Here is a 20,673-nt window from a genome sequence, read left to right as displayed (position 1 = left end):
TCGTATTACTGCGGGTCAATAGTCACCAACTGGTGGCATAAAAATGCACTAAATAGCTCTATTTAGTCATTGCAGGCAAGAATATCTATTTTTAAGATGGCTTGCAATACTATTCATTAATCAAGGTTAAGTATTCAAACAAAAGAGCTGTTATTCTCAGATAACATGGTCATTTGTTTTGTTATTGTTGCATTGGTTAATAATCTGTTGGTGATTGAGGCGTGCGTTTTAAAAAGAGTTAAGGAGGGCTGCGGAAAATTGGGTGGTTAAGGTAAGAGGGACGGGTCAGTCAAAGGCCTTTAACCGAAGGCTAAAGGCCAAAAATGTATAGGTCCAATGAGCTTTATTGAGCTGTACTGATATTCAAACGTTGTAGGCTAACGCTAAGCGCATCATCGAATTGACTAAAGAAATTATCTTCACCGACCAAATCAACAATCCCCGCTTTTTTCAGTTTCATTGCAACACGAGTATTTGCACCAGAGATCAACACTTGCACATTCTTTTTATGGAAGTTTTCGATCATTTCCTCAATGGATTGCAGGCCAGTAATGTCCATAAATGGAACCCATTTAAGGCGAATAATTAAAATTTCTGGCTGCTCTTGAATGCTGCTCATCACACGCTCAAAGGTTTCAGCCGCAGCAAAGAAAAATGGGCCTTCTAAGGCATAAACGGCGAGCTCTCTTGGTAACTGAGTTTGCCCGTGACGAAGCAGCTCAGCACTGAGCTCATGGTGTGTACTGGCTTTTACCTCAACACTAGATGCCATACGTTTTACAAAGTGAAGGGTAGCGATGATCACCCCGATATTGACGGCGACAACTAAGTCAGCAAACACGGTTAATCCAAAGGTTAGCAACAAAATAACCACATCGGCTTTGGGTGCACGTTTAACCAATTTAATAAAGTGGGGAACTTCACTCATGTTCCATGCTACGACGAACAAAATCGCACTGAGTACTGCCAGTGGAATATTGACGGCTAATGGTGCAAGTGCAATAAGGATAATGACCAGAGTGAGCGAGTGCACCACGCCCGAAAGTGGGCTTGTCCCCCCGTTGCGTATATTGGTTGCAGTACGTGCAATGGCGCCTGTTGCTGCAATACCACCGAAGAGCGGAGCCACGATATTAGCGATACCTTGGCCGACTAATTCTTGGTTTGAGTTGTGTTTGGTGCCCGCCATACCATCGGCGACCACCGCAGAAAGCAATGATTCAATCGCACCTAGCATGGCAATCGCAAAAGCAGGGCCAATCAATAGAATAATTTGAGAGAAGCTAACTTCTGGAAGCGAAAACTCTGGCAGTCCTTGAGGTATGCCTCCAAAAGCCGATCCAATCGTGCGGATCCCTTCAAAGCCAACAAAATATTGCAACACGGTAACGGTGACGAGAGCAAGCAGCGGCCCTGGTACTTTCGAGAGCTTCGGGATCTTAGGGCCGAAGATAACCAGCGCGAGTGAAAATAACGCAAGGCCTGTTGTGGCCCAATCCATCTGCGGAAAGGCATGGAAAATAGACACTAATTTTTGATGAAAATGCTCACCTTCGATCTTGGGGAGGCCGAAGAACTCTTGCCATTGCCCAACCCAGATGATGACACCGATACCGCTGGTGAAGCCGACGATTACGGGGTCAGGAATATAGCGGATGATGCTACCGAGTTTTGCGACCCCCAGAACTAATAGAATCACACCGGCCATCATAGTGGCTATCTGCAACCCACTGACCCCATACTGGCTAACAATTCCAGCGAGTATCACGATGAAAGCGCCCGTTGGGCCGGCTATCTGCACTCGCGAACCGCCAAACAGTGAAACGATAATGCCTGCAATAATGGCGGTGTATATCCCTTGCTCCGGTTTCACGCCAGAAGCAATAGCGAATGCCATCGCCAGTGGCAGAGCGACAACCCCTACAATCAAACCTGCACTAATATTATTTAGCCACTGTTTTGGTCGCAGTAGACCGGCTTTATAGGATTCATATACGGCAAACATAATTGATAACCTTATTGAAAATAGGGGAAAATAGAAAGCGCGGTGGATTCTACGCTCATTTAAAATGCTGTAAAGAGGGGTGAATATTCAACGGAGGTTATAAATATAGTGGTTCGGCGGCGGAATTTTTACTATTTAGAGTTGTGGATGTGAGTCTATTTTCTTATGATTCACTAGGTAGGATGTTTTTTATACAGAGATGGAGTTTGTGATGATTAATAAACGTTTTTTTAAAACAAAAGAAGAAGTCGAAGTGACCTTTGAAGTGGACGTCCCAGATACGGCTGGCAATGTTGCGATAGTAGCGGACTTTCTTGACTGGCAACCAGAACCAATGAAAAAGGTGGCGAAAAGTAATAGTTTTAAATTTAAAACCCGTTTACCTAAAGATGCTGAATTTCAATTTCGTTACTTGTTGGATGACCAACAATGGGTTAACGATCCTAGCGCTGACCAGTACATTGCCAATGGTTTTGGCGAGGAAAATAGCCTAGTAACGACTTATCAATAGGTTGTTGATAAATCTTGTGAAAGCGTGAAACATGATTAGGACAGTACTCATTTTTACGTGTAATTGTTGATTTGTTATAAGGCACTCCGGTGCCTTTTTTGACCATAGAATCACACGATATAGGTGACTTTTGAAACAGAAAGTCTTAATCTTGAGGCTCTTTTGACTTAATCCACAGGATAGATAGTGCTTCCTCGTTCTCTCATTCTGCGCTTTTCTGAGCTTTCACTTCCAAAAAAAGCGTCGATTATTGGCCTACCGATTGTCGCGGCCATCGCATTTTCCTCGTCTATTCAGGATAGCTCCTTACAGCGCCAAATTGAGCTCTCTATTACCGAAACTCAAATTGTTCAGTCGATTTTATCTGATGCTATTGAGGTAAAAAATCTTCCGGATTTTGAATATGAGATTAAATCTGGTGACAATTTAAGTACTATCTTTAATCAACTTGGCTTTGGTTACCAAGACTTGATGAAGATTATGGAAACCGATTTAAACTACCTCGCATTGGATACGTTAAAACCTGGCAACATCCTCAGGTTTTGGAAAGCGCAAAATGGAAATGCGCTTTCCAAAATGGAGCTAGAATTTAGCCTAGTCGAGCGCGCGGTATATTCACGTTTAGATGATGGTACCTATGAGTTTCAAGATGTTAAAATACCGGGTGTATGGAAAGAGTTCGCCATGGTTGGCGAGATCCAAGGCAGCTTTTCTCAGTCGGTCAATTCGATAGGGTTAGGCAGCGCTGAGATAGAACAGATCGTCTCTTTACTTAAAGATAAACTCAATTTCTCTCGTGATCTTAGGGTTGGCGATCGATTTGAAGTGGTTCAATCTCGTCAATTTGTCGGTGAGAAATTGACGGGCAATCGTGAAATCCAAGCGATTAAAATCTACAGTCGAGGCAAAGACGTTTCTGCTTATTTACACCGTGATGGGCAGTACTATGACAAAAATGGCGATAGTTTACAGCGCGCATTTCAACGCTATCCGACGACAAATAAACGCATTACCTCTAACTTTGATGCGCATCGCCTGCACCCAGTCACAAAAAGAGTGGCTCCGCACAATGGTACTGATTTTGGTGTACCAGTCGGTACTCCGGTATTCTCGACTGGCGATGGTACGGTGATCATGACGCGTAAGCACCCTTATGCGGGTAATTACGTGGTGATACAACATGGCAGTACTTACAAAACACGCTATTTGCATTTGAGTAAAATTTTAGTGCGTAAAGGTCAGAAAGTATCGCGAGGTGAGCGGATCGGTTTATCTGGGCAATCGGGCCGAGTCACTGGGCCTCATCTGCATTATGAGCTGATGGTTCGAGATCGCGCAGTGAATGCCATGACCGCCAACATACCAATGGCAAACTCAGTGCCTAAAAAAGAGATGGCGGGGTTTGTTGCAAGGCGTAATGAACTCGATTCTATGCTTCAGCAGCAAGAACTGCGGTATGCCACCAGTGAGTCTTCGGCTGACCAAGAGTCTTAATTTGATAGCATAATGGATATTAGTAATCCCTCACTTTCAGAGTGAGGGTTTTTTATGCGCGCCGTACATGGCTCATGTTGTTCCAGTGAGTCACGATAGAGTGCGGTGTTTCTGGCTTTGAAAAATAGTAACCTTGGATCTGTTCACAGCCCATAGCATAGAGTTTCTCCAGAGCTTCTTGGTTCTCCACCCCTTCTGCGACGAGATCAACTCGAAGTTGATTTGCCAATTGAATAATCAACCAAACTACGCGCTCCGCTGTTTCGTTACACACCATGTTTTTGATAAAAGTGGCATCAATTTTAATGCAATCGATGGGGTAGCTATGGATGTAATTCAAGCTCGAATAGCCAGTGCCAAAGTCATCAAGCGCGATGGTAAAACCAAGTAGTCTGAGCTTATCTAAGATGTATCTAACTTCACTGGTTTGTGAAAGTAGTACTGTTTCGGTGAGCTCAATTGTGAATTCATTAGGCTCAAAGCCGTATTGAGTAATGGTTTGCATTAAGTGTTCGAGATAGCGCTTGGAGTTGATCAGTTCATGTGCCGAACAGTTAAGTCCTAATTTTACCTTGTAGCCTAAGCCCTCCTCTAGCTCAACTTTTGCTAGGCATGCCAGCTCAACAATGCGTTCTCCTAATTCCACAATTAAACCTGACTGCTCAGCAGTATCGATAAACTCAATCGGTGAAATCGCACCCAGAGTTTCGCTATTCCAGCGAGTGAGAATCTCAAAATAGTTCCACTGTTCTTGGTGACGACTGACGATCGGTTGCGCCACCACAAATAGTTCACTATTTTTACTGGTTAACTTATTGAGTTCACGGCGTAGAGCTTCTGTGATTTGGGTTTGACGATGGTATTGGTCACTCAGATGGGTATCATAGCAACGGATATTACTACCGCGAGTTTGCTTACACTCTTTGAGTGCTAAACAGGCATTGAGAATCAGTTGATCGGCCGTGATTGTCTCTTGAGTTTTCCTTGAAATGCCAATGCTTAAGCTAATTTTAATGCGATGTGATGCATCGACATAACCTATATTTAGCTTATCCAATATACAGCGGCAGATTTGCAACGGATCATTAGAGAAGGTGATAAACGCATATTCATCCCCTGCGATTCGAAATGCCAAATTCTCTTCCGGAACGCTTTTAATGATGGCATTAGCCACAAACTTAATGATTTGGTCGCCAATATAGTGCCCATATAAGTCATTGATCGATTTAAAATTATCGATGTCTAAATAAGCAAGAGTAAACGGTTCATTGGTTGTTTCAACTAAGCGTTCTAATTTGTCAGCTAGATAACTGCGGTTCATTAAATCAGTCAGGTTGTCGTGAGAAACTTCATAGCTAAGTTGATTAACCAAGCTGTCAGAGCGTTCGCTCAACCACTTATTGCGCAGGCTGTGAACGACTATGTTCGCAATGATTCGGTGGTAGCCAATCACGAATTCCTCATCTTCGATGGGAGAATAGAAGGTAGACACGAGCATTCCGAGTATTTCGCCATTCTTGGCACGTAGTGGAATACCGATATAGGCATCAATCTTATTTTCAATTAGAAACTTGTCATCAGGAAAAATTTTGGTCACTTGTGATGGAAACAGACAGTATTCCTGTTTTGATTTCCACACTTGCTCACACGGTGTTCCCCTGAGCGGATAACCCGTGTCGTTGTTGTCTGGCGCCTCACCAGCATGAGATAAGGTGTGAGCTCTGTAATGCCATTTGTCTAACTCGACGATGCATGTACAGCAGGTTTGAAAATGTGTATGCAGCACCAATGTGGCTCGATCATGTAACTCAGAGCCATCGAGCAGCATGAGCTCGTTAATGGTGTTTAGACTAACTGCATCCCTAGCCAATGATGTTTTAGTCATATGTCGTACTCTGTTTTTTTAGAATATGCACTTAGTGACTATGGTCGACATTGCGCAGTTTTGCCACTCGCAATGATGGGTACTTGAGACGCAAAAAAATAAAATATTGGTTATTCAGCGGCTTAGTTTCAGAGTTTTATGAGTACTTTTTTGTCTAGGGATAAATTTGCTCTGGTGGACAATTGTGTGATGGAAATAGACGTAACCCCAATTTAGTTATCTAGCTTCATGCGTTAATTTTTCTTTTAAGTAGTTGAGAAATAAATGAGTTCGAGTGTGTTGATAATCAAGTTTAGGGTAATAAGCGTAAACCGTTGCTTGATCCACGGTGATATCGGGTAGCAAACGTACCAGATTGCCCAAACGTAGCTCTTCTTTGACCATCACGTCGTTGGTGACAATCACTCCCATGCCATTTTTGCCTGCATAGAAAAGTGCTTCTGGATTGGTTGTCGCGAAATTACCCGATAACGATAGGCGTTTGCCCGTTGAGGTTTTTAATTCGCGCGTTGTGTGTTCTCCCCAAATCAAGACATTGTGCTGCTGAAGCTGTTCGGCAGATTTGGGCATACCATATTTTTCAATATAGTTAGGAGAAGCATAAAAGCCGGCCCTATGTTCAAATAGGGGTGAGGCTTTAAAACTGAGGGAGTTGAGTTGGTCAATTTCTCGGCTGATGAATAAATCAAGGTGAAGTTCGGGCAATTGCCCCGGAGTTGTTGTGGTCAGTTGGATTCGAATGTCAGGGTAGCGCTGTAGAAATTCATCTAAATACTGCACCAAAAATTTTGAGCCCACAGAGAGTGTCGCCCCAATTTTTAGCAGGCCAGCGGGAGTTTGGCTGACAGATCGTGTTTCATCAACCACCGATTGCCAACTTTCAAGTTGTGCTTTTGCTCGCTCATAAAAGAGAGCACCCGCTTCGGTTTGTGTCACCGTTCGTGTGGTGCGCTTAAGTAACTGCACGCCAATTTTCTCTTCCAGCCAATGTACTCGTTTACTGATGGCTGAGCTGGTGGTATTGAGCTTACGTGCCGCGCCGTTAAAGCTGCCTTCTTCAACCACTCGCATGTATGTTTTAACATTTTGTATCCAATCCATCGTTACCCTACTCATTCCTCATTGGAACTAATTCATTTCCTGAGTGCTTTATTATCAAATCTGAGTTGCCAATATATACTGAAAACGTATTTTGACACCACATCTACCGACGATAAGAGCTCACTTAGCAACCCATGAAAACTCTCGCTAGCACACCATTTAAAAAGACGCCGATGTTATTGGCGATGATGATCATTGCCACGGGCCAAGTTGGGGTGAGCATCTATTTACCTGCACTGCCGTTGATCAGCCGAGACTTAATGGTTGACCAAGCCAGTATTCAATGGCTCGTCACGCTCTTTTTAGTGGCGTTTGGGATGTCACAGCTTTTTTACGGGCCATTGTCTGATGCGGTTGGTAGACGCCCGACATTTTTACTCGGGCAGGGGATCTATTTGGCCGGTACAGTATTGTGTGTCTGTTTTTCGGATAATTTTCATGCGTTGGCTGCTGGTCGCCTACTGCAAGGGCTTGGCGCGGGAAGTGCTTCTGTTCTTGGCCGCAGTGTGCTGCGCGACAGTTATGATGGTCTGCAATTAACAAAGGCGCTTTCTTACATCGCCATCACCGCCTCAATTATGCCAATTATTGCCCCTGTGCTCGGTGGGTGGCTTGCCTTTCATTTAAGTTGGCAGTCCGTGTTTGTGTTCGTATTAATGTATATCTGTACCATTTTTATTTTAGGTTGGTGGATATTGCCAGAAACGTTGCCATACGCGAAACATCGGTTTCAACCTAAGGCCGTATTGCATAACTACTTGCTACTCTTGAAAAATTCCCAAGTGCTGACCAGCGCCAGTTACAACTGGATCAGCTATTTATCTAGCTTAGTGACTCTGTCGGTGCTGCCTTTTCTCTTGCAAAACAAGCTGGGGTTAACGGCCGCCGATTATGGAACCGTAATGATCGTCCCTTCCGCGGGTTTGATGATAGGCAGTGTTGCCGTTAACTTACTCAATGATCGTTTTTCATCCCAACGTTTACTTGCTTTGGCGATTGTCATTATGGCTTTTGCCGGTGTTTGGTTACTGATAACACCGATGAGCGTGTTCAATTTAGTGTGGGGATTTACTTGGTTAACGATTGCGCAAGGTATCTCATTTCCATTATCCACCAGCATGCTGCTCGGGCCACACAAAACTCAAGCGGGCTCCGTTGCGGCTCTATCTGGCTCCATTCAAATGTGCTTAGCTGGATTCTTAGGAGGATACTTGGTGGAAAGATGGATCACGAGTCAGATGTCGCTAGGCTGGTTCTATTTAGCAACCAGTTGCGCTATGTTTTTGGTGTTGTGTTCTTCCTATCGCTTACGTCAAACCAAATTCGCTTAATGCTTGTTTATACCCTTCCGGTTTGAAGCGGTTTAAGTCTAGTGGTGCATTGGCAGCGTACATGTCGGCACAAGAGAAATAATTTGAGGTATAATCTCGGCGACATTAATTCGACGGAAAAATCAATGCAACAAGATGAATTTCAAGCATTAGTCAAAAGCTTGTGCGAGCAAAAAACACTTCCTCAAGCGTTAGATATGCTGAAAGTATTTGAAGATCAAGATATTGCTGAAGCAGCCTTATCGTTAGTGGGTCAGTTTGCTTTAGCCGAAGTGGATGGGGAGCAACGCATTTACCACGTCGTGTTGCAAGAAAATGAGCAAGGTGAAGAAGAAGAGTTTGTCGAACACATTATGAATGAAGGCGATGACGTTATTAAGTTTGTTGCTTGGTTTTTTGAAACCATGTTTGAAGTTAAGCAGAAAGAAACTTACTTGGCTGCTGGTAAAACCTATAAGCAGCCTAAACGCGGTTAACTGAAAATTAATTACTTTATTTTGTGACTCGGGTCTTGTTTTTGTTCTTTTTTGGACTAATATACACCTCGTTAGGTAAATAAATTACATGTTGAGGTGATTCATGGGTTATGAATTAGGTGGTGCTTACGTTGGTCAACTGATCGCAAAAAAAGCGATGTATGATGCAATGCATGGCAAACCACAAGCAAAGAAAAAGTCTTTCATTAAAACGCTAGTGAAGAAATTCAGCAAATAGTGAATGCCTAAGAATCAAAAAGCCCTAGCTTGGTAACAAGCTGGGGCTTTGCTTTATTTACTGGGGTAAAAATGACTGTGCAAATTCGTCCACCATTCGTCCACAAAGAGCCCGTATACCATTACTGACTAAAGAGTCGGCGGTTTCTGAGGCGTCAGTACTTTTTCTTCTAAAGTAACCAGATGCTCTGGGGCACTACTGACTTTTTTTGGTTAGCCAATCTTCCAATTTATCACACCCGCCGATATAGCGGCTTTCTAGCCAAATTTGTGGCACGGTGACGGGCGTTTTTTGACCGATGATGGCTTTAACTTCTGGGATCATCCGGTACAGCGCCGCACTTTCTTTGACGACATCATGATAGGTGTATTGAATTCCCGCTTCATCCAGCAATTTCTTTGCTTTTACGCAGTACGGGCAAGTGGCTTTTCCATACACAATATTGCCAGTTAACTCGTCACGTTGTGCCCATTCTTTGATCACCGATTGAACCAAAACACCTCGATTTAACGCTTCTCCTTGGCTGATCACTTTACCTTCAACGACCAATATTGGGGCGTGCCATGCGCCAAGTTTCAAGGGTTCCCACCAGTACGATAGCCAGTCTTTGACTTCTAACTCGATGGGAATGCCCTCCAGTTCATTGTTGAAGGTGTCAGTCAAAATGTCCTTGGTGAGCGTACACTCGCCGCAAGGGATGGTGACTTTAAATGGGCCCCAACTTCCAGCCCATCGGTATAGTGTGATTTTTATCGGTTTTGCCATCGTGTTTTCCTCAAGAAGCATTGCTTAGAGAATAGGAAAGAGTTGAGTGACTTTTTATTTCAACGCGAAGATTTTTTTGTTTCCCAGTGAGTAATAAAGGCCACTGAAGCGATAATGATGGCAGCGCCAAGCCATAATCGCCCGGGTGGTGCCCAGCCAAACACTAACCAACCCGCCAAAACATTCAGTGGCAGCTTCGCGTGATCAAAAGGTTGCACAAAAGACGCATCTGCCACCGCATAGGCTTTAACGATCGCCCATTGAGCCAGTGCTGTCATCGCACCCGCAAAAAGCAATATGAGCCATAGAGTGCTTCCTTGAGGTGTTTGCCAATCTGGTAAAGCGAGCAGTAGATTGAACGGTGTGATCAGTACTAAAAGGTAGACCACCATAGTAGACGGTGAGTCATGGGCAGACAGTTTTTTCACCATCAAAGAGTAACAAGCCCAAAAAAATGCCGCGCCAACAGGCAGCAACGATGCCCAGTTGAAATCGTCAGCCCAAGGTTCAAGGATGATCATCGCCCCGACAAAGCCAGTTAATGTTGCTCCCCAGCGCGCTGTACCCACTTTCTCTTTTAAAAAAAGGCCTGAGCCAATCGTGGCAAACAGAGGAGAGGTCATCAGCAGTGCAATACCTTGCCAAATGGGTACGGGATAGGCGAGTGCCCATAACCAGAGTTGTATGCCAATCACAGATAAAAACACACGGAAAATATGCATGCTTAAATGCTCGGTGCGCAGCGAGTAGCGGATCCCTAACGTTGATAAATACGGCAAAATAACGACTAACGCGATGGCATATTGAACCAGCGCCACCGTGGTAGATGACAGGCCATAATTGATACTGGCGACTTGAGCAAGGCTATTGACTATCGCAAAGGCGAGGCCTGCGATTAGCATCCAACTTGCTCCTTGGATTGGGTGGTGAAGTATTTTGGTCATAGAGAAGAGGGTTATAGAAAAAGTCGTTGAATCATACTGACTTATCAGCGTTAAACCAATCTCTGAAATGAATGGAGTGGTTCAATAAATTTGAGCAAGTGTTATCCCTGCTGATTTCCACTTGTCTGAAACGCCAAACATTTTGCGTATGGGCTGTGGTGATGGGATAAAAAAAGCCCCCTAAAAAGAGGGCGAAAGAACATGAACGGCCAGTGCTCTGCCTTAGCACTGAAAAGAAGCACAAACGCTGCCATGCATTTGTACTTATTACATAGCAGGTTGTGTGCCACCTTTAACTTATTGAAAAATAGTGAACTTATATTTTTGGCTCTGTTAAGTATGGTCTAGCCTAGTGCAATGTGTTTCATTGTGGTGCAATGCGGAAAATAAAAAAGGCCAAGCGGGTGCCTGGCCAAAAGGACAAAATCCTTAGGGAGTATATGCGTTCGTATAATTAAAATTAGAAGTTGTAACGTAGGCCTAGGCGAATAGAGTCTTTTGCATCATACGCAGTGCCGAGGTCTTTTTTATCTAGGTTGTTCATTTTGTAGGCAACGTAAGTGTAGATTGATTTATTGAAATCATAACGCCCTGTCAACTCAGCAAAATCACTTTTCGTCGTTGTGACGTTTGCAGTTTCATTTTCCGTTTTTTGATACACACCAATCAAGCGGAAGTTACTTGTGATTTTGTATTGCGCAGCAAATTCAATCCCGTTGAATTCGCTCTTCGCTTTATCGTCCAAATCCCCTTGTGTATAGGTCAGGCCTAAGTACAAATCGTCCAACGTGTAATTCACACCGGCAATAATTTGATTCGCTGCACCTTGGCCTGTGCCATTATCGTTGCTTGCGTAGCCCAAGCCTAAACCAAGGCCGATAGGTAAGTTATAAATTGCAGAAAGACCGAAGCCATCGGTGTCTTTTTCTTCGCCTGCAATAAAGCTTGCTTTCACATTGAGGGCATCAAATGTACCTGCGTAGAGGAAGGTGTTGTTGATTTGCTCATTACCTGCGTTGATGAACTCTTTTTGAGCGCCAGTATAAGTACCGATGTCTGACATTTGAGAAATTTGCACGCCAGCCGTATCTTGGCGGCCGACAGAAATAGCACCAAAATCAGCTTGTAAACCTGCAAATAGGTAACGTTGGTTGAAATCAGAATTCTTATCGTTGCTGGCGGAGGAATTAACCGTTTGCTCTGCTTCATAGGTTGCAAAACCTTTCAAAGAGTCAGAGATTTCTGTTGAACCTGTAATGTTCAAACGCGCACGGCTTTTGTTTTTCATCGTGCCTTCAATTTCTTTGCCTTTGTCATCACCACCGAAATCGCCACGAAATTCTGCACGTCCACCAACTTTAAGCTCATTTCCATCCGCTTTGTAAACGGTCGCAGCAAAAGAAGAACCTGATACCAATGCTGTAAGAATTGCGGTTGCGATTGTTGCTTTTTTCATTTTATTTACCTTATCCATAATCAATGAGCTTCAGTGCTCGAACGGTTTGATGTGAGTAAAGTAGATGTTTTAAATGAATGTTTAATTACTGATTCATGATGTTTACATGTTGTTTTTATTGATGATTTATTAAAGAGAATGTTATGTAGTGATGTTCAAAATAGTCAAGGTGCCATGAATTTTGAGTCGAAGATCTTACTTTTATCTAATGAAGATGCAAATCCATTCACTCGCGCTGTAGATGAGGTAAACTCGACGATCTTAGTCATCTCAAGGAAGAGTATATGTATTCGGTTCGTTTGGATAAACAGAAGATAACCCCGTCTAAAGTGTTGTGTGTTGGACGGAACTATATTGAACATATTCAAGAGCTTAATAACACAATGCCAGAACAAATGGTGGTGTTTAATAAACCCAATACGAGCATCACAACCACTCTATCCTCGTTTCACCAAGAGACGCTTCACTATGAAGCTGAAATTTGTTTTTTGATCAAAAAAGGTCAATACAGCGCGGTTGGTTTAGGGTTAGATCTGACTAAGCGGGTACTGCAATCTCAGCTTAAAGCAAAAGGTTTACCTTGGGAGCGGGCGAAAGCATTTGACGGTTCAGCAGTACTTAGCCGATTTGTGCCATTGCATGGTATCGACATCAATAAGTTGCAGTTAGAGCTATTCATCAATTGTGTTCGGGTTCAGTGCGGCGGTGTAAATCAAATGATCTATTCACCCGCCATCATTTTAGAAGAGCTAAAATCTTACACATCGCTGCGTGATGGTGACGTTGTGATGACCGGAACACCACAAGGCGTTGGAGAAGTACATTGTGGCGATCTCTTTTTAGGGCGTCTTAAATGTGGAGAGCAGACCTTAATCGAGATTGAATGGCTAGCGCAATAAAACTGATTTGCGCGATTCGGGCTGCGGTTATTATCAGTATTCACCGCAGCCTCTGTCTTTAATGGGCTAAGAGCGTTAAATTTAGCAAAAAGAAAGTCGCCATGCTGATGATCGTGGTCAGCAGGACATTCTTGGTTTTCCATGCAATCAGTCCCGCTAATGCTGCGGCCCACAAGTAGGGATTATGGCGATCAAGCCAAAGTGTTTGCTCTGGCAGGAACACAATCGGAGCCCAAATAGCAGTTAATACAGCAGGGCTAGAATAAGTGAGTAAGCGCTGGATAACTGGGTTGAGACGCAGCGGTAATTTAGGCTCTAAGAACAGATAACGGCTCATAAAGACCAAAGCGGTCATGGCGAGGATAGAAAGCAGAATCATCGTTGGTTCCTCCTGCTCGAACAGAGTAAAACTTCAGAAACATAACCTGCACACATTGCGCCAATGCTTGCTAGCATTAAGCTACCTTCAACTTGCCAAAGAGTCAGGCTTACCGATAACACTAGGGCACTGATGACAGCAACGAGTATCGGTATGTTTTTAATGTTCGGAATGACAATGGCGATAAAAGTAGCCGCGACTGCAAATTCCAACCCCAACTCGTTTAAAGCGGGGATGTAGCTACCCGCAATAATGCCGACCAGTGTGGCCAAATTCCAAACTAAATAGAAGCTTAAACCTGCACCAAGCGCGTACCAACGGTTAAACTGTTTTTCATTTTGTTGTCCGCAGACCGCAAACAGCTCATCAGTGAGCAGAAAACCCAGAATTAAACGCCAACGTGTCGGGAGTGGGCTGATTTTGCTGCGCATGGAAACGCTGTAGAGAAAATGGCGAGAAGTGATGAAAAATGTGGTGATCAGCAGAGTCAACAGCCCTGCACCTGTTTTAAACATCCCCGTGGCGACGAGTTGCGCTGAGCCTGCAAATAAAACCGCAGAGAGTGCTTGGCTCTCTAATACGGTCAGGCCACTTTCAATCGCAAATGATCCCGCCAATAAGCCCCATGGTAAAACGGCAATACTCAGCGGTAGCATGGCCAGTGCGCCTTGCCCAAAGAGGCGACCTCGAGGTTCTAAATGTACGTGGTTCAATAGTGTGCTATCCATAGTAATTCCTTTGCTGGAAGTGATGAATCTATCAAGCCACAAGGTTGGGTCAAGTGATTGTACAAAATTGCGCTTGCTATTTGGCTAAGAACTGTTTTGGCGTTAAGCCCATTGCACGCTTAAAGTGGCGATGTAGATGACTTTGGTCATGAAACCCAGATTCTTGCGCAGCATCTGAAATGGGATGACCACTTCTCAATAGTGTTTTAGCATAACGCAACCGCGCTTGAATTTGATAGGCATGCGGTGGGAAGCCATACATTTTTTGAAATGAACGAACCAAATGATAGGGGCTAACTCCAGCTAGTTTTGATAAATCTTCTAATGAGACATCGGCCTGGGGAAAGTCATCTAAGAATTCTTTAACCGTATAGAGCGACTGCTGAATTTTAGTTTTAGGTACTGAGATCGGAGGACTTTTGGCATGACGTGCTACCAGTTTGGTTAGGGTCGCGTACACTAATGTTTCGCGTAATAGACGGTTACTCGACTGCTCTAACGTATCAAAAACTAAACGAAATTGGTTTGCTAATTCAGGATCGTAGACTACGGGTTCTGGAAAATAAGGAGCGCATGAGCTAAAAGAACCTAACTCTTGAAGCACGGTACTAAATTGTTCTGGAAGTGGATACATGGCTTTATAGGCCCAACCACCTTCTACAGCAGAATGGCCATTATGGATTTCTTCGGCATTAACCAAAATAATGCTGTCTTGTGGAGCAATATGATGACCACCGGTGCGGTAAAATCGTTGAGCACCGCGTTCAATTACTCCAACCGTGTATCCTTCGTGGCTGTGGCGCGAAAAGTTTTGTGTTTCGTATTGTGCATCGAGAAGCTCAATTCCGCCAAGTTCATTAGCGATATAAAACTTGGCTAGTTCTCTCTTTTTGCTTTTCTGCTTGGGCATTTCATATCCTACCTTTTTGCAACAACCAGTGTAGCCGATTTATTCAGAATGGTTTTGTACAAAATTGCGCATATCGTGTTATCCACTGAAGGCAAAAGAGTGTCGCGATGGTGCGCAACCTAAAAAGATGAAATAAAAATGCCGCCAACAATGAACTGAAGACGGCCTGTTATTTCGTTGTGCTTGTCCGGCAGTGAGCGCTACAAGCTGTGCTGGTGTTCTGCGATGAGCATCGCCATTTGCTCGTCGGATTTTTTCTCGGCGCTGGCGAAATCTTCTCCTGCTTCAAAGGTTCCGACGACCTCGTAATAGCATTTCAATTTAGGCTCAGTGCCCGACGGGCGGACAATCACTCTCGCTCCGCCTTCCAAGTGATAGGTCAATACATCGCTAGCAGGAAGTTGAATCACTTGCGTTGTTCCATCGGCAATATAACGTGTTAGTGATTTGAGATCGTCGATCATGAGCACTTTTCGACCGGCGATTTCCGTTGGCGGTGTGGCGCGAAGCTTATCACCGATCGGCGGTGAGTTAGGGTCTAACTTAATGCTACGTTGTGCATTAATGTAAAAACCGTGCTGGCGGTAAATGGTTTCGAGTTGATCCCAAATAGTCTTACCTTGGCTGTATAATTCGGCCGCTAGTTGTGCAAATGCCACCATGGCCGAAAGGCCATCTTTATCCCAAACGCTTTGCCCTATGGTGTAACCCAATGCTTCTTCATAGGCGAATAAGAACTGCTGTTCATCGCTTTGTTGTTGCATCGCCACGTTAGTCAACCATTTAAAGCCAGTCAAGGTTTGGTAGTATTTTGCACCTTTCGCCTGCGCAATATTACCGAGTAAACTGGATGAGACGATGGTGTTGCCAACCAACTGCTTTGAGGCATCGGTTTTGGAGAGCAAATAGTCCCCAAATAGTGTGCCAACTTGATCGCCAGTCAGCATTTGGTATTGACCATCCGCTCGTTGTACGGCAACAGCAAATCGGTCGGCATCTGGGTCGTTGGCGCAGGCCAGTTGTGCATTTTCAGCATGAGCTAACGCGATAACCATATCCATCGCCCCCGGCTCTTCAGGGTTCGGGAAGTTGACGGTCGGGAAACGGCCATCTGGTTCGCGTTGTTCTTTCACACTGATGACATGGGTAAACCCAGCGTCATGCAGCAAAGTTTCAGCCATCTCAGCGCCGACACCATGCATCGCGGTATACGCAATGGTAAGGCATTGCGGATCAGTGTGGTGGTTCAACAATGGGCTTTGATTGAGGGTACGACGGTAAGTTTGGTAATACTCTTCTGTTAGCCATTGCAAAAGGCCTTGTTGGTGCGCGTTGTCTAACGGCATCAGAGAAATAGCTCGAGTTGCCGCTAAGTCGATTTCTGCTGCAATACCTGAATCGTGAGGTGGGATAATCTGGGCACCATTTTCCCAGTACACCTTGAAACCATTGTATTCGGGTGGGTTGTGACTGGCGGTGACTACGACGGCGGCGGCGGCATTAAAGTGTTTTACCCCAAAAGCGACTACAGGGGTCGGTGCCACTTTATGCGTGAGATACACTTTGATCCCCAGAGCGGCGAGTACCGATGCGGTATCATGTGCAAATTGCTGAGAATCTGGCCGGCCATCATAGCCAATCACCACCCCACGTGTTTTGGCATTGCTGACTTGCTGAATGAGATAGTGCCCTAAACCCGTCGCCGTTTCTTGAATTACCAGGCGGTTCATACGATTAGGGCCGCATCCCACCATGCCGCGTAAACCAGCGGTGCCAAACTCAAGACGTGATTGAAAGCGATCTTTTATCTCATCTAACTGATGCTGATCGACTAGTGCTTGTAGTTCTTGGCGAGTTTTAGGATCGGGATCTTTTTCTAACCATTCGGAAACGTGTTGCATCATGGTTTCACCTTCTTACATTCATGTTGAATTGATTCTAACTGATATTCATTCTCAATAATGGGGGCGCAATCGCTAAACATCGTTCTTATTTTGTTTCTCATCACGTGTTGCTTCTCTTTGATTGGTTGCGCAACTGACGCTGACAAATTCCGTGTTATCTAGTTAGAGTGATGAAGCGAGAGATGGCGTAAACTGTGTAGCTCGAGCCGCCTAAACAGTAAAGAGAGGCTTAAACATAAACCCAAGTATGCACCGCCCACTAACAACCATATTTCAAAAATAAGCCCAGAAGAGTTAGCGATTTCTGTGCCAACAAACGTCATTTCTTGAATTGAAATTAGCGACACAATCGAAGAATCTTTGACCAAAGAAATCGCTTGCCCAGCCAAAGCCGGCGTGATCGCCGCCAATACTTGAGGGGCAATGACGTATCGGTATTTTACCCATCGAGACAGCCCTAAAGAGTGCGCTGCTTCCCATTGACCTTGAGCGATTCCGGCCAAACCTGAACGAACAACTTCAGCGATGTAGGCCGATGAAAGCATCCCAATACACACAATTCCAGAGAACAAATTTTCCCATAGATGAGAAGGACCAAACAGCCAATGCTGAATGGCATTGGTTGGATCATGGTGTTCCCGTAGTAGGTTTTCTAGGCCCAACAACGGGATCAGTTGATTGGAGACAAAAAAATAAAAAATGAACACGAAAACCAGCGGCGGAATGTTCCTAACTAATTGCACAAAAGCGTTAGCCGGAATTCTGAACCACGAAAACTGAGAGTGGCGTGCTACGCCAAGCAGTGTGCCTAACACAAGGGCCAGCACCATCGCCCAGACACTTAAGCGCAAAGTGGCGACCAAACCTTGAAAGAAATAAGGAATGTCGCCATTGCTGGTGGGAGTGAAAATCAGAGCAAAAGCTTCTTGCCAACGCCAATTATAATTCACCCCAAGCTCGGCTCGGTGCGTTAACCAAATAACAAAGCCTAACAGTGCTACGAGTAACGCATAATCGAGCTTATTGAGCGATAATTGTAGCCATGGTTTAAGGTTCCGTTTTTCATACAGCACGGTTTTTGTTCTATTCACATCCGCCCCTCAGGCTATTGCCCTGAGACGATTTGGTTTTGCCAATCTAGCGTTGAGAACCAATATTCGTAGCGTTCACTCAACCAGCCGTCATTGGTTCGTTCAATAATCCATTGATCAAAAAAGGCTTTTTTGTCCTCTTCACCTAAGCGAACGGCAAACGCTTCGTTTCCTTTGGACAACCGTTCATTGAAAGGAATGAACAGTTTGTCACTGTGTTTCACTGTTTCATGTTCAGGTTTAGGGCTTGACGCAATCACGGCGTGTGCTTGGCCGTTTAATACTTCTTGAAAGGCTTGTGCATCGTCATCAAATTGCAGAATTTTGGCTTTGGGGAAGGTTTCACGAGCGACTTGAACGGTAAATGCTCCGCGTCGCGCTGCGATAGTCACTCGACGAGAATTGAAGTCTTCTATTGTAGAAAATCCTTTAGCGAGGGACTGATTAGCGGCAAGTTGTACTCCTGAATGTGAATAGGGAGCAGTGAACAGGACGCTTTTCGAGCGTTCTGGCGTGATAGACATGCCGCCGATAATAACATCAAATTTTTGTGCTAAGAGTGCTGGAATAATGCCATCCCACGCGGTAGGTACAAATTCCACTTTCCAACCTGAATCTTCAGCAAGACGTTTGGCAACATCAATTTCAAAGCCAATTAGGTCGCCTTGCTTGTTGCGCATTGCCCAAGGCACAAACGTAGACATACCCACACGCAATGTGCCTCGTTCAGTGATTTTATCAAGGCTAGGCGTTTCACTGGCAAAGGCGGGTATGGAAATGGTTATCCCTAGTAACATGGTCAACCCGAGCGATAGAGCGGCGATAGCCTTCAACCCAGCGCGTTGCCACGCTTTTGGTGCAGATTGCTGCATGATGTTCTCCTTTTAAGGATGATTATTGAGCGCGCCATTGCGCCCCGAGTTTGTGTTCTAACCATGCTGAAAACCCTGATAAAGACAGAGTTAACAGTAAATAAATTGCAGCGACGGTAAACCATATTTCAAATGGCATCGCCGTTTCTGAGACAATATTTCTACCTTGAGTGGTTAAGTCAAAAATAGCCATCACACTGACGATAGACGAGTTTTTAATTAATGACACGACTTCATTGGTCAGTGGAGGTAATGTACGTTGGATAAGTTGCGGTAAGATCACATCAACATAGGTATAAAAACGAGAAAGCCCTAATGTTCGAGCTGCTTCAAACTGTCCCTTCGGAATGCTGTTTAAACCACCGCGAAACACTTCGGCAGTATAAGCGCCTTGAAACAGTGCCAAAGCTAAAATGGCGGTAGAGAAGCGATCTAAGCCCAGCACTGGGCCAAACACAAAATAGAGCAGGTATATCTGCACCAGTAGCGGCGTGTTGCGGATAAGCTCAATATAAATATTGGCCAACCAACGCCCTACCACAGAATTGGAAAGCTTCAACAAAGCGGTTGTTAAGCCAATGACCAGCGTAAAAAATAGGCTGACCGTTGAGATTTGCACCGTGACGGCTAACCCTTCGAGCAGTTCCGCGGGCCACCATTCCCCCTCGTCGTAAAAAGCGATGAAATCAGGCACACGATGCCATTGCCACTGGTAACCCATAGCATGTGCGCCAGAATCAAGTAGCCATATCATCCCCGCAAGCAATAGAACTATCTGTACTAGAGCGGAGAAGATCGGTTTTATCAGTACTTTTATCATCAATGGCTCAATATTTGGTTGAGAAACTGTTGAGTTCTTGGGTGTTTTGGCTGACGAAATATCTCTTCCGGCGTAGCGATCTCGAGAATTCTTCCTTCATCCATAAAAATGACGCGATCCGCTACTTTTCGGGCAAAACCCATTTCATGAGTGACGCACATCATGGTGATGCCATCTTGAGCAAGATCTACCATGACATCCAGTACCTCCTGGATGGTTTCAGGATCGAGAGCTGAAGTGGGTTCATCAAACAATAAAATTTCTGGTTGCATACAGAGTGAGCGTGCAATGGCAACACGCTGTTGCTGACCGCCAGATAATTGCACCGGATATTTGTCAGCTTGGTCAAGAATATTAACTCGCTGTAAAAAATGGCTCGCTCTTTGTCTTGCGGCTTGCTTACTCAATTTCAGTGTACGAATTGGAGCTAAAATAAGGTTTTCAATCACCGTCAAGTGAGGGAAAAGGTTGAAATGCTGGAAAACCATACCGATTTTTCCCGCAGGCTGTGTGATGTCGGAATGGTTAGAGTTCAGGGTGATCTTGCCCGCGGTGATAGCTTCTAACCCATTGACCGTTCGGATTAATGTTGATTTTCCTGAGCCTGAAGGGCCACAAACGACTAAGATTTCCCCTCGACGAACCTGAAGAGTAATGTCTTTCAAAGCGTGAAAATTATTGTACCACTTGTTTACTTTTTCAAACTCTATCGCATTCATGGTTGAATATCTTGTTGCTATTTTGTTATCACCTACCTTAGCAATATCAACGAGATAATGCACCTACGAAGCTCATATTAGCGTTAATTTGTGGGTTCCAGCATAAAGGTGTAACTATTTTTTTACGCAATGATAATCTTGTAAA

At 44.5% G+C, this 20,673-nt stretch carries 20 protein-coding genes; 6 read left to right on the top strand and 14 right to left on the bottom strand.

Annotation, left to right across the window (positions count from 1 at the left end; all coding sequences use genetic code 11):
• Positions 1 to 343: 343 nt before the first annotated feature.
• Positions 344 to 2,005, bottom strand: a complete 1,662-nt coding sequence (locus AACQ42_RS11895; protein ID WP_017047410.1) for a SulP family inorganic anion transporter — start codon at positions 2,003 to 2,005, stop codon at positions 344 to 346.
• Between the two features lie 211 nt (positions 2,006 to 2,216).
• Here AACQ42_RS11895 and AACQ42_RS11890 point away from each other — a divergent pair, with 211 nt between their 5' ends.
• A complete protein-coding gene (locus AACQ42_RS11890; RefSeq protein ID WP_026028657.1) occupies positions 2,217 to 2,516 on the top strand; it encodes an isoamylase early set domain-containing protein in 300 nt (99 codons plus the stop codon).
• Between the two features lie 186 nt (positions 2,517 to 2,702).
• Positions 2,703 to 4,010, top strand: coding sequence for a peptidoglycan DD-metalloendopeptidase family protein (locus AACQ42_RS11885; protein WP_017050287.1), 1,308 nt, complete (start codon positions 2,703 to 2,705; stop codon positions 4,008 to 4,010).
• A gap of 52 nt (positions 4,011 to 4,062) precedes the next feature.
• On the opposite strand, the gene AACQ42_RS11880 is transcribed toward AACQ42_RS11885, so the two are convergent.
• On the bottom strand, positions 4,063 to 5,895 hold the full coding sequence (locus AACQ42_RS11880) for a putative bifunctional diguanylate cyclase/phosphodiesterase (RefSeq protein ID WP_094165303.1): 1,833 nt from the start codon (positions 5,893 to 5,895) through the stop codon (positions 4,063 to 4,065).
• Between the two features lie 216 nt (positions 5,896 to 6,111).
• Positions 6,112 to 6,996, bottom strand: coding sequence for a LysR family transcriptional regulator (locus AACQ42_RS11875; protein ID WP_026029054.1), 885 nt, complete (start codon positions 6,994 to 6,996; stop codon positions 6,112 to 6,114).
• Between the two features lie 134 nt (positions 6,997 to 7,130).
• Between AACQ42_RS11875 and AACQ42_RS11870 the strand changes: the two genes are divergently transcribed.
• From AACQ42_RS11870 to AACQ42_RS11860, 3 genes are all read left to right on the top strand, one after another.
• Positions 7,131 to 8,327: a multidrug effflux MFS transporter gene (locus tag AACQ42_RS11870; protein WP_094163317.1), complete on the top strand. Its 1,197-nt coding sequence runs from the start codon at positions 7,131 to 7,133 to the stop codon at positions 8,325 to 8,327.
• 125 nt (positions 8,328 to 8,452) lie between these two features.
• Complete coding sequence (locus tag AACQ42_RS11865; protein ID WP_026027570.1) at positions 8,453 to 8,803, top strand: hypothetical protein; 351 nt, start codon at positions 8,453 to 8,455, stop codon at positions 8,801 to 8,803.
• Between the two features lie 103 nt (positions 8,804 to 8,906).
• Positions 8,907 to 9,041 (top strand): hypothetical protein, encoded by a 135-nt coding sequence (locus tag AACQ42_RS11860; RefSeq protein WP_013868100.1) that lies wholly within the window; start codon positions 8,907 to 8,909, stop codon positions 9,039 to 9,041.
• Positions 9,042 to 9,236: 195 nt separating this feature from the next.
• Here the strand turns inward: AACQ42_RS11860 and AACQ42_RS11855 are convergent, their stop codons facing one another.
• The 3 genes from AACQ42_RS11855 to AACQ42_RS11845 all read right to left on the bottom strand — a co-directional run bounded on the left by AACQ42_RS11855 (position 9,237) and on the right by AACQ42_RS11845 (position 12,206).
• Positions 9,237 to 9,806 (bottom strand): glutaredoxin domain-containing protein, encoded by a 570-nt coding sequence (locus AACQ42_RS11855; protein ID WP_010320515.1) that lies wholly within the window; start codon positions 9,804 to 9,806, stop codon positions 9,237 to 9,239.
• Positions 9,807 to 9,865: 59 nt separating this feature from the next.
• The gene (locus AACQ42_RS11850; protein WP_013868098.1) at positions 9,866 to 10,750 is read right to left on the bottom strand and encodes a DMT family transporter; all 885 of its coding nucleotides are present in this window, start codon (positions 10,748 to 10,750) and stop codon (positions 9,866 to 9,868) included.
• 460 nt (positions 10,751 to 11,210) lie between these two features.
• The gene (locus tag AACQ42_RS11845) at positions 11,211 to 12,206 is read right to left on the bottom strand and encodes a porin (RefSeq protein ID WP_026029056.1); all 996 of its coding nucleotides are present in this window, start codon (positions 12,204 to 12,206) and stop codon (positions 11,211 to 11,213) included.
• Between the two features lie 284 nt (positions 12,207 to 12,490).
• Here AACQ42_RS11845 and AACQ42_RS11840 point away from each other — a divergent pair, with 284 nt between their 5' ends.
• Positions 12,491 to 13,105: a fumarylacetoacetate hydrolase family protein gene (locus AACQ42_RS11840; RefSeq protein ID WP_017047416.1), complete on the top strand. Its 615-nt coding sequence runs from the start codon at positions 12,491 to 12,493 to the stop codon at positions 13,103 to 13,105.
• 58 nt (positions 13,106 to 13,163) lie between these two features.
• Here AACQ42_RS11840 and AACQ42_RS11835 read toward each other — a convergent pair whose 3' ends face one another.
• From AACQ42_RS11835 to AACQ42_RS11800, 8 genes are all read right to left on the bottom strand, one after another.
• The gene (locus AACQ42_RS11835) at positions 13,164 to 13,484 is read right to left on the bottom strand and encodes an AzlD domain-containing protein (RefSeq protein WP_013868095.1); all 321 of its coding nucleotides are present in this window, start codon (positions 13,482 to 13,484) and stop codon (positions 13,164 to 13,166) included.
• Positions 13,481 to 14,212, bottom strand: a complete 732-nt coding sequence (locus tag AACQ42_RS11830; RefSeq protein ID WP_026027571.1) for an AzlC family ABC transporter permease — start codon at positions 14,210 to 14,212, stop codon at positions 13,481 to 13,483. The genes AACQ42_RS11835 and AACQ42_RS11830 overlap by 4 nt, the downstream gene beginning before the upstream one ends.
• A gap of 76 nt (positions 14,213 to 14,288) precedes the next feature.
• Positions 14,289 to 15,122, bottom strand: a complete 834-nt coding sequence (locus AACQ42_RS11825; protein WP_094165299.1) for an AraC family transcriptional regulator — start codon at positions 15,120 to 15,122, stop codon at positions 14,289 to 14,291.
• A gap of 200 nt (positions 15,123 to 15,322) precedes the next feature.
• Positions 15,323 to 17,026: a phospho-sugar mutase gene (locus AACQ42_RS11820; protein ID WP_094165297.1), complete on the bottom strand. Its 1,704-nt coding sequence runs from the start codon at positions 17,024 to 17,026 to the stop codon at positions 15,323 to 15,325.
• 158 nt (positions 17,027 to 17,184) lie between these two features.
• Complete coding sequence (locus tag AACQ42_RS11815; RefSeq protein ID WP_176429651.1) at positions 17,185 to 18,099, bottom strand: amino acid ABC transporter permease; 915 nt, start codon at positions 18,097 to 18,099, stop codon at positions 17,185 to 17,187.
• A gap of 32 nt (positions 18,100 to 18,131) precedes the next feature.
• Positions 18,132 to 18,914, bottom strand: coding sequence for a transporter substrate-binding domain-containing protein (locus AACQ42_RS11810; RefSeq protein WP_094164470.1), 783 nt, complete (start codon positions 18,912 to 18,914; stop codon positions 18,132 to 18,134).
• Positions 18,915 to 19,011: 97 nt separating this feature from the next.
• Positions 19,012 to 19,809 carry an amino acid ABC transporter permease gene (locus tag AACQ42_RS11805; RefSeq protein WP_094165293.1) on the bottom strand — a complete coding sequence of 266 codons (798 nt, stop codon included), beginning with the start codon at positions 19,807 to 19,809 and terminating at the stop codon, positions 19,012 to 19,014.
• Entirely contained in the window at positions 19,809 to 20,528 is a 720-nt protein-coding gene (locus tag AACQ42_RS11800) for an amino acid ABC transporter ATP-binding protein (RefSeq protein ID WP_047687789.1), read from the bottom strand. The genes AACQ42_RS11805 and AACQ42_RS11800 overlap by 1 nt, the downstream gene beginning before the upstream one ends.
• Positions 20,529 to 20,673 lie beyond the last annotated feature (145 nt).

The sequence above is a fragment of the Vibrio sp. V12_P9A6T4 genome, from assembly GCF_963874835.1.
Taxonomy (GTDB): Bacteria; Pseudomonadota; Gammaproteobacteria; order Enterobacterales; family Vibrionaceae; genus Vibrio; species Vibrio anguillarum.
Note: the sequence above shows the minus strand (reverse complement) of the source record. Positions and strands in the feature narration are given on the sequence as shown.